Raw genomic sequence first — 9137 nt, 5'->3', positions numbered from 1 at the left:
GTCGCGTCGAGCGCCAGGTCGAGCGCGCGCAGCCGCTCGAGGTGCGTCCGGTCGCGCTCGTTGCGCGCGCCGATGAGCTGCGCGCGCGCCGCGGCCAGCTGCGCGCGCGCCCGCGTCACGTCGAGCCCCACGCCGGTGCCGGCCTGCAGCTGCTGCTGCGCGAGCGTCACCAGCTCGGCGGCGAACGCCGAGTCGGCGGCGCGGTTCTGCAGCTGCGCCTCGGCGCGCTGCACGCGCTCGTCCGCCGCCGCGCCGGTGGCGGCGGCCGCCTCGGCCTGCGCCGTCGCCTCCACGCGGCCGGCGTCGGCGCGGGTGCGCGCGGCGCGCACGCTCCCCGGCGCCCCCAGGTCGAGCAGCGGCGCCGCGACGCGCCCGCGCACGTCGAGGATCTGGATCGGGCCGACCACCTGCCCGTTCGGGTCGAACACCGGCGGGTTCGGCTCCCCCGTCACCGGGTTGGTCCCGGTCGGGAAGTCGAGGCCGAAGGTGGCCGTGTTGAGCGTCCGCGTGTTGTCGCTGGCGAGCGCCGACAGGTTGGGGAGCAGCTCGGCGCGGCGCTGCGTCACCCGCGCCGCGGCCTGGTCGGCGCGCAGCCGGCCGAGCTGCGCCTGCGCGCTGCGCTCGGCGGCCAGCCGGGCGGCCTGGCCGAGGGTGAGCGTGGTGTCGGCCGTCTGCGCCGCGAGCGCCGGGGCGCCGAGCGCCAGCACGACGAGGGCGGGGAGGAGGCGCGCGGTCATCGCCCACCCTCCGCGCACGCGGCCTCGGGGCGGAGCGCGCTGAACACGAAGGCGCACACGTCGTCGCGGACCTCGTCCGGGTTGCGCGCGGCGGCGATCGCCTTCTGCGTCCAGATCGCCTGCGTGATGATCAGCGAGACGACCATGCGCGTCGTGCTCTCGGGATCGACCGGGCGGAAGACGCCCTGCTCGACGCCGCGGGCGATCACCCGGCCGACGATCCGGAACGCGCGTCCCGCGACCTCGCGGACGTAGAAGGTGGCCAGGTCGGGGAAGCGGTGCAGCTCGCCGACGACGAGGCGGTAGACCGTGAGGAACTCGGGGGTGCGGACGAACTCCCACCACGTCCGCATGAACGTCCGCAGCTGGGCCTCTGGGCCCCGCTCGCCGCCGTCGGCCAGCTCGCGCTCGGCGAGGTCGAGGCGGGCGACGATGGTGCGGCTCACCACTTCCCGGAACAGCTCCTCCTTGTTCGGGAAGTAGAGGTAGATCGTCCCCTTGGCGATCCCCGCGCGCTGGGCGATGTCGTCGAGGCGGGCGCCGGCGAGGCCGCGCTCGCCGAAGACCGCGAGGGCGGCGTCGACGATCTGCTGGGGTCGCTCGTCGGGGGCGCGTCGCCGCCCGACGTCGAGCGCATTCGTATCCAAAACTGACTGGTCAGTCATTGCCGGTCGTCGAGAAAGGGCGCGACAGGCGCGCCCGGACCCGACCAACGTAATGACCGACCGGTCAGTCGTGCAAGCGCCGACCTGCGCGCCTTACTTGTGCGCCTCGGTCGCCGCGGCGGCCCCGCCGGCGGCGTGCCCCTCGAAGCGCGAGTTGGTCCACAGGACCATCGCGTAGACGAAGGCGCCGATCAGGACGATGCCGGCGACGAGCCCGACGAACGCCGGGCCCTTGTCGCGGCTGACGTCCTCGTGGTGGTGGGCGGACATGGGAGGGGAGGGTGCGGGGGAGGGGGTCAGGCGACGCGGACGGTGGTCATCACGTCGTTCTGGACGATCTTCTTGGTCACGTCCAGCCCCTCGACGACCTTGCCGAACACGGTGTGCACGCCGTTGAGGTGCCGCGTGTTGCGCTCGCTCAGCACGACGAAGAACTGGCTGCCGCCCGTGTTCGGGCCGGCGTGCGCCATGGAGAGGGCGCCCTCCTCGTGCTTGTGCGGGTTCCCCACCAGCTCGTCGGGGATCGTGTACCCGGGGCCGCCCGTCCCGACGGGGCCCTTGGCGTGCTCGCCCCCCTTGGAGTACGGGTCGCCCCCCTGGATCACGAAGTCCGCGATCACGCGGTGGAACTTCACGCCGTCGTAGAAGCCGTCGTTGGCGAGCTTCTCGAAGTTGGCGACGGTCTTGGGGGCCTCGGCGTCGTAGAGCTCCGCGACGAAGGTGCCCTTGTTGGTCTCGAAGGTGGCGCGCTTGGTCATGATTCCGGGTCAGGAGACGGCCGAAAGCTAAACGCCCCGATCCGGACCGGGAGAGTGGCCGGGAGCGTGCCGATCCAGCCCGGCCTCGCACCGGCAGGCCCGGGTGCGGACGATCTCCTCGTACAGGCGGTGGTTCTCGTCCACCGCGCTCCGGGGGCGCTCGTCGTGCCAGAGGTGGAAGACGATCCCCCCGAACTTGAGCTTCCGCCGCTCCAGCCCGGCGGCCAGCATGCGCGCCGTGAACTCGCTGTCCTCGCGCCCCCACCCCACGAACCGCTCGTTGAACCCGTTCACCCGCTCGGCGTCGGCGCGCCAGTAGGCCATGTTGCACCCGCGCGTCCCGCGCAGCGGGTCCTGGTCGGCGCGCACCAGCGCCGACAGCAGCCGCGACGGGACGGCGTTCTGCCGGTTCTTGAGCCCCCGGTCGAGCAGCGAGAAGCGCGTGCTCCCCTCCGCCAGCGCCCGCGCCGACCGCTCGCGCGACACGAGGACGCGGCTCCCCTGCACGAACGTCCCCGGGCGCGCGAACCCGACGTGCGACGCCACGAAGTCGGGGTGCAGCACGCAGTCGCCGTCGACCATGAGGACGTAGTCGCCGCGCGCCGCCGCCAGCGCCCGGTTGCGGATCGCCGCCAGCCGGAACCCCTCGTCGGGGTGCCACACGTGGTCGAGCGCCACGCCGGCGGCGGCGAAGCGCGGCCCGAGGTCGCGCACCACGTTCGCCGTCGGCTCCCCCGAGCCGTCGTCGGCGACGACGACCTGCCCCGGCAGCGTGGACTGCGACAGCGCCGACCGCAGCACCAGCCCGAGCGCCTCGGGCCAGTTGTAGGTCGCGATCAGCAGCGTGGTCGTCGGGGGCATCGCCGCGTCACCCCACGCCCGCCGACGGGCACATCGCCGCCAGCGCGCAGTCGCCGCACCGCGGCTTCCGCGCGTCGCACACGCGGCGGCCGTGGAAGATCAGCAGGTGCGAGAGCATCGCCCACGACTCGCGCGGGAAGAGCGGCATCAGCGCCGCCTCGACCTTCACCGGCTCCTCCTCGCGCGTCAGCCCCAGGCGCCGCGACAGCCGCTGCACGTGCGTGTCGACGGTGACCCCTTCGTTGATCCCGTAGGCGTTGCCGAGGATGACGTTCGCGGTCTTGCGCCCCACGCCCGGGAGCACCCGCAGCGCGTCCATCGTGCGCGGGACCTCGCCGCCGTGGTCGGCCACCAGCGCGCGCGCCATCGCGATCAGGTTCTTCGCCTTGTTGCGGAAGAACCCGGTCGACTTCACCAGGTCCTCGACGTCCTCCTGCCGCGCCCCGGCGAGCGCGCGCGCGTCGGGGTAGGCGGCGAACAGCGCCGGCGTGACCATGTTGACGCGCCGGTCGGTGCACTGCGCGCTCAGGATCGTCGCGCACAGCAGCTCGAAGGCGTCGCGGTGCGTCAGCTCGCAGTGCGCGTCGGGGTGCTCGGCCGCCAGCGCCGCGTACAGCGCGGTCGCGTGGGCGGGGAGCGCCTTCTTCGGGATGGCGCGGCGGCGCTTCGGCGTCTCAGTCGGCATGGGTCGATCCGCGGCGCCGGCGCGCGAACGCCAGCACGTCCTCCGCCGACCGGGCGTTCAGCACGTCCGCCGGCTCCAGCCACCCCTTGCGCGCGATCCCGACCCCGAACGCGACGTTGTCGAGCCCCGCCGGCGAGTGCGCGTCGGGGCCGATCGCGATCGTGATCCCGCGCGCCTTCGCCTCGCGGCACAGGCGCCAGTCGAGGTCGAGCCGGTGCGGGTCGGCGTTCAATTCGATCGCGGCCCCCGTCTCGGCCGCCTTGTCCAGCACCGCCGTCATGTCGATCGCGTACCCCTCGCGCGCCAGCAGGAGCCGCCCCGTCGGGTGCCCGAGCACGGTCAGCCGCGGGTCGTCCATCGCCCGGCAGACGCGCGCCGTCATCTCGGCCTCGGGCATCCCGAAGCGCGAGTGCACCGACGCGACGACGAAGTCGAAGCGGTCGAGCGTCGCGTCGTCGTAGTCGAGCCGTCCCTCGGGGAGGATGTCGGCCTCGATCCCCTTGAGCAGGCGGAAGCCGTCGCCGGCGTCGGCCCACCCGGCGTTGAGGGCGTCGATCTCGTCGTGCTGGCGGCGCACGGCGTCGGGGAGCAGCCCGCCGGCGTACGACGCGTACTGCGAGTGGTCGGTGACGCCGAGGTACGACCAGCCGCGGGCGCGCGCCGCGTCGGCCATGTCGGCGATCGACGCCGCGCCGTCCGACCACGTCGAGTGGCAGTGCAGCACGCCGCGCAGGTCCCCCGGCTCGATCAGCCCCGGGAGCCGGCCGGCGGCCGCCGCCTCGACCTCGCCGCGCCCCTCGCGCAGCTCGGGGACGACGAACGCGAGCCCGGCGCGCGCGTACAGCGCCGCCTCGTCGGGCACCTCGACCGCGCGCCCGGCGGCGTCGCGCAGCTCGTCGCCGTCGAGCGTGAGCCCGCGCGCCGCCAGGCGCGCCGCCACCTCGGCGACGCGCTCCGCGCTCCCCGTCGCGCGCCAGAGCGCGACGGCGTACCGCTCCGGCGCCACGCAGTGCAGGTCGAGCTGCGTGCCGTCGACGTAGCGCACGCACACCGACCCGCCCTCGGCGCGGGCGATCTCGCGCACCGCCGGGCCGCGCGCGAACGACGCCGCGGCGGCCGCCGGGTCGCCGAGCAGCGCCGCGACCAGGTCGACGTCGCACACCACCTCGCGCCGCCGCCGCACCGACCCGGCGACGGCCGCCGCCGCGACGTCGGGGTGCCGCTCCACGTCGGCCAGCAGCCGCGCCGCCTCGACCGCCGCGCGGGGGTAGAGGACGCGCGCGCCGCTCTGCCGGTAGAACGCGATCCCCTTGAGCACCCGCTCGGCGGTCTTCTCGCCGAAGCCGGGGACGGTGGTGAGCCGTCCGTCGGCGGCCGCCTCCGCGAGGTCGTGCACCGACGCCACGCCCAGCCGCTCGTGCAGCGCGTGGATCTTGGCGGCGCCGAGTCCGGGGATGCGGAGCAGCTCGAGCAGCCCCTCGGGCGTGTCGTCGAGCAGCCGCTCCAGCAGCGCCGACTCGCCGGTGGTCGCCAGGTCGCGCAGCACGGCGAGCGTGGCCGGGCCGACGCCGGGGACCGACTCCAGCGACCCGTCGCGCAGCAGCGGCCGGAGGTCGTCGGTGTCGAGCGCCGCCACCGCCCGCGCCGCGGTCGCGTACGCCCGCGTCTTGAACCGCGACTCCCCGCGCAGCTCCAGCAGGGCGGCGATGCGGGTCAGGGCGTGGGCGGCGGAGCGCGGGTCCATGCCCGGAATCTAGCCTGGATGGGCAAGAGCTTCAGACACGGAGGGACACGGAAACCGGGGGAGAGACTCTCGACTTCAGTCCATCCCCCGGTTTCCGTGTCCCTCCGTGTCTAGCGCTGTTCGTCGAGGAAGGGGAGCACGGCCGCGAACAGCGCCTCCGGCTGCTCCACGTACGGCACGTGCCCCGAGTCCTCGATCACCACGAGTCGCGCGTTCGGCATGGCGGCCGCCGCGGCCTCGCTGCTGGCGAGGGGGATCGGGTCCTGCCGGGCGTGCACGATGAGCGTCGGGCAGGCGACCGCGCCGAGCCGCGGCACGAGGTCGAAGTCGCCGAGCGAGTCCCAGACCGACTGCTGCACGCGGCCGGTGACGCGGAACGGGGTGAGGTCGCGCGCGCGCTCCGGGTCGTGGAAGTAGCCGGCGACGCTCAGCTCGAAGGCGCGCTGGCGGTGGGCGTCGGGGTCGCGCTCGCGCAGCCCGCTCGCCTGCAGCTCGGCGCGCATCGCCTGGATCGCCGGCGACTGCGAGCGCCGCGCGAACTCGGCCTCGAACGTCTGCCGGTATGCGCGCGACAGCGGCGCCGGGTCGATCAGCGTCAGCGACGACGGCGCGCGGCCCCCCTCCAGCGCGAAGAGCAGTGCCAGCAGCGCCCCCCACGAGTAGCCGACGAGGTGCAGCGGCCCGTCGGGGACGAGCGCGTCGGCGACGGCCCGCAGGTCGTCCACCTGCGTGCGCCAGGTGACCGGCGTCGGGTCGTCGGTCCGCGAGCGCCCGCCGCCGCGCTGGTCGTAGAACACCGCGTCGCGCCCCTCGGCGACGCGCAGCAGCTGCGGGAGCAGGTAGTCGTGGTGCGCCCCCGGCCCGCCGTGCAGCACGAGCACCCGCGGCGCGCCGGCCGGGCCCCACGCGGCCCAGTAGAGGGGGACGCCGTCGGCGCCGGGGACGGTGCCGCTCTCGCGCGGCGGGGGGATGGGGGCGGGCATGCGGGAACCTTAACGCCTGCGGGCTGCGGGCTGCGGATCAGGAACCCGCAGCCCGCACCCCGCAGCGCACGCTCACGGTCGCTTCGTCGTGTCCGTCCGCATGGTGTCCACCGCCGCCGTCTCGCCGGTGGTCGGCGCCTTGGTGCCGCTGTCGACCATGTTCATCGGGCCGCCCGGCTGCGGGGGCGTCGTGGTCAGGCCGGCGCTGTCGGGGGAGGCGGCCGCGGCGGCGGAGTCGGCGACGGCGGCTTCCTTGCCGCCGCAGGCGGCCAGGGCGAGGGCGGCGCTGGCGAGCGCGGCGCGGAGGAACGGGCGGGACATGGCGGGCTCCGGTTGGGGTCGCATCGGGGTCGCCCCTCAGCGTGCAACCCACGAGCCAGCCGCCACCGCTGGGCGTCGCTCAGGCGAACTGCGCCAGGAGCCGCACGGTGTTCAGGTGCACCGCCACCGTGTCGCGCACGTCGCGCCCGTAGCCGCCGGCGATCGTCACGCACACCGGGAGCCCGACCTCGCGGCAGCTCTCCAGCACCATCCAGTCGCGCCGCCGCAGCCCGTCGAACGTCAGCTTGAGCCGCCCCAGCCGGTCCCCCTCGTGCGGGTCGGCGCCGGCGAGGTACACCACCAGGTCGGCCCGCGCCGCGTGCAGCACGCGCGGCAGGTGCTCGGCCAGCAGCGCCAGGTAGACGTCGTCCCCCGCGCCGTCGTCCAGCTCGACGTCGAGCGTCCCCGGCACCTTGTGGAAGGGGAAGTTGCGCGCGCCGTGCATGCTGAACGTGTACGTGTCGGCGTCGCCGGCGAAGCACGCGTGCGTGCCGTTCCCCTGGTGCACGTCGAGGTCGACGACCGCCACGCGCCGCACGTGCCCCGCGCGCCGCAGCCGGCGCACCGCGACCGCCACGTCGTTGAAGGTGCAGAACCCCTCGCCGCGGTGCGGGAAGGCGTGGTGCGTGCCGCCCGCGAGGTTCATCGCCACCCCGTGCTGCAGCGCCGCCTCGGCGGCCTCGCAGGTGCCGCGCACCACGCGGTACGCGCGCTCCACGAACCGCTCGCTCCACGGCAGCCCGATGCGCCGCTGCTCGGCGGCCGGGAGCGTCCCGTCGGTCACCTGCCGCACGTACTCCGGCGTGTGCACGAGCAGGAGGTCCTCCACCGCCGCGCGCCCCGGGTCGTGCAGCCGCCCCGGCGGCACCAGCCCCTCCGCCAGCACGCCGTCGCGCAGCAGCGCGTACTTCGGCATCGGGAAGCGGTGGCCGTCGGGGAGCGGGATGGCGTAGGCGGCGGAGCTCCAGAGGTGGAGGGGCACGCGTCACCGCCCTCCGTGAAACGCTCGGCGCCCGGCGCTCGGCGCTCGCGTTGCCGCCGCGAACGGATCGAGCGCCGGGCGCCGAGCGCCGCGAAGTGCGGGTCGGCGTGCGATCACCGGTTCGCCGTCTGCGCCGCCCCCGGCCCGAGGTGCACCACGCCGTTCTTCATCACGAACGCCACGCGCTCCGTCGCCGTCACGTCCTGCGTCGGGTCGCCCGGCACCGCGACGACGTCGGCGAGGCGGCCCGCGGCGAGGGTGCCGACGCGGTCCTGCCAGCCGAGCAGCTTGGCGGCGCCCGACGTGCCGGCGACCAGCGCCTGCGTCGGCGTGAGGCCGGCCCACTCGACCATCAGCCGGAACTCGCGCGCGTTGGTGCCGTGGTCGCCCACGCCCGCGTCGGTGCCGAGCGCGATCGGGACGCCGAGGCGCACCGCGAGGCGCGTCCCCTTCCGCATCGCCTCGGCGGCGGCCAGCGCCTTCTCGGCGCGCAGCCCCGTCAGGCGCCCGCGCCGGGCCGCGCCCTCGACCATCTCGCCGGCGCTCAGCGTCGGGACGAGGTACGTGCCCTTCTGCAGCATCATCCGCGCGCCGGCCTCGTCGACGAACGAGCCGTGCTCGATGCTCGCGACCCCCGCCTCGGCGGCGATGCGGATCCCCTCGGCGCCGTGCGCGTGCGCCATCACCTTCCGCTCGTGGTGCTTCGCCTCCTCGACGACCGCGCGCATCTCCTCGGCGCCGTACTGCGTCACGCCCACCGCGTCGCCCTCGGAGAGCACGCCGCCGGTCGCGCAGACCTTGATCACCTCGGCGCCGTACTTCACCTGGTAGCGCACCGCCTTGCGGATCTCGTCGGGGCCGTCGGCGGTGCCGGTGCGGTAGTCCTTCTGGTTGACGTCGGGGTGCCAGCCGTTGTCGTCGCAGTGGCCGCCGGTGATCCCGAACGAGTGCGCGGCCGGCTGGATGCGCGGGCCGATCACGACGCCCTCGTCGATCGCCTGCTTGAGCGCCACGTCGGCGAACGCCGCCGACCCCGCGGTGCGCACGGTGGTGAAGCCGGCCAGCAGCGTCTTGCGCGCGTTGTCGACGCCGCGGATCGCGAGGTAGGCGTCGAGGTCGCGCACCGTGGACAGGTCGGCCTTCGGGTCGGAGAGCGAGCGCCCCGCGATGTGCACGTGCATGTCGATGAACCCCGGCAGCAGCGTCGCGTCGCCGAGGTCGATCACGCGCGCGCCGGCCGGCACCTGCACGCGCGACGCGGGCCCGGCGGCGACGATGCGCTCCCCCTGCACGACCACGACGTGGACGCGCGCCGGCGCGGCGCCGGCGCGGTCGAACAGGCGCGCGGCGCGCAGCACGACCGGCGCGGCGGCGGGAGTGCCGGCCGGCGCCTGCGCGGCG

The 9137-nt window shown here is 75.3% G+C and carries 11 protein-coding genes; all 11 read right to left on the bottom strand.

What is annotated here, in order from left to right; genetic code table 11:
- On the bottom strand, window positions 1-737 hold a 737-nt coding region (locus PYV61_RS15100; RefSeq protein WP_275832990.1), incomplete at its 3' end, for a TolC family protein.
- Window positions 734-1384: a TetR/AcrR family transcriptional regulator gene (locus tag PYV61_RS15095; protein WP_275832988.1), complete on the bottom strand. Its 651-nt coding sequence runs from the start codon at window positions 1382-1384 to the stop codon at window positions 734-736. The genes PYV61_RS15095 and PYV61_RS15100, both read right to left, overlap by 4 nt.
- A gap of 111 nt (window positions 1385-1495) precedes the next feature.
- A complete protein-coding gene (locus PYV61_RS15090; protein ID WP_275832986.1) occupies window positions 1496-1672 on the bottom strand; it encodes a hypothetical protein in 177 nt (58 codons plus the stop codon).
- 26 nt (window positions 1673-1698) lie between these two features.
- On the bottom strand, window positions 1699-2160 hold the full coding sequence (locus tag PYV61_RS15085) for a peptidylprolyl isomerase (RefSeq protein WP_275832983.1): 462 nt from the start codon (window positions 2158-2160) through the stop codon (window positions 1699-1701).
- 27 nt (window positions 2161-2187) lie between these two features.
- The gene (locus PYV61_RS15080) at window positions 2188-3021 is read right to left on the bottom strand and encodes a glycosyltransferase family 2 protein (protein WP_275832981.1); all 834 of its coding nucleotides are present in this window, start codon (window positions 3019-3021) and stop codon (window positions 2188-2190) included.
- 7 nt (window positions 3022-3028) lie between these two features.
- Window positions 3029-3706: an endonuclease III gene (gene nth, locus PYV61_RS15075; RefSeq protein ID WP_275832979.1), complete on the bottom strand. Its 678-nt coding sequence runs from the start codon at window positions 3704-3706 to the stop codon at window positions 3029-3031.
- Window positions 3696-5450: a DNA polymerase/3'-5' exonuclease PolX gene (gene polX, locus PYV61_RS15070; protein WP_275832977.1), complete on the bottom strand. Its 1755-nt coding sequence runs from the start codon at window positions 5448-5450 to the stop codon at window positions 3696-3698. The genes nth and polX overlap by 11 nt, the downstream gene beginning before the upstream one ends.
- Before the next feature lie 110 nt (window positions 5451-5560).
- Window positions 5561-6433 carry an alpha/beta fold hydrolase gene (locus PYV61_RS15065; protein ID WP_275832975.1) on the bottom strand — a complete coding sequence of 291 codons (873 nt, stop codon included), beginning with the start codon at window positions 6431-6433 and terminating at the stop codon, window positions 5561-5563.
- A gap of 72 nt (window positions 6434-6505) precedes the next feature.
- Window positions 6506-6754 carry a hypothetical protein gene (locus PYV61_RS15060; protein ID WP_275832973.1) on the bottom strand — a complete coding sequence of 83 codons (249 nt, stop codon included), beginning with the start codon at window positions 6752-6754 and terminating at the stop codon, window positions 6506-6508.
- Between the two features lie 79 nt (window positions 6755-6833).
- On the bottom strand, window positions 6834-7736 hold the full coding sequence (locus PYV61_RS15055; RefSeq protein WP_275832971.1) for a histone deacetylase: 903 nt from the start codon (window positions 7734-7736) through the stop codon (window positions 6834-6836).
- A gap of 113 nt (window positions 7737-7849) precedes the next feature.
- Window positions 7850-9137 (bottom strand): amidohydrolase family protein (locus tag PYV61_RS15050; protein ID WP_275832969.1); only part of this gene is annotated, 1288 nt, incomplete at its 5' end.

Source organism: Roseisolibacter sp. H3M3-2 (genome assembly GCF_029211165.1).
GTDB lineage: Bacteria > Gemmatimonadota > Gemmatimonadetes > Gemmatimonadales > Gemmatimonadaceae > Roseisolibacter.
This window is presented reverse-complemented; position numbering and strand designations above follow the sequence as displayed.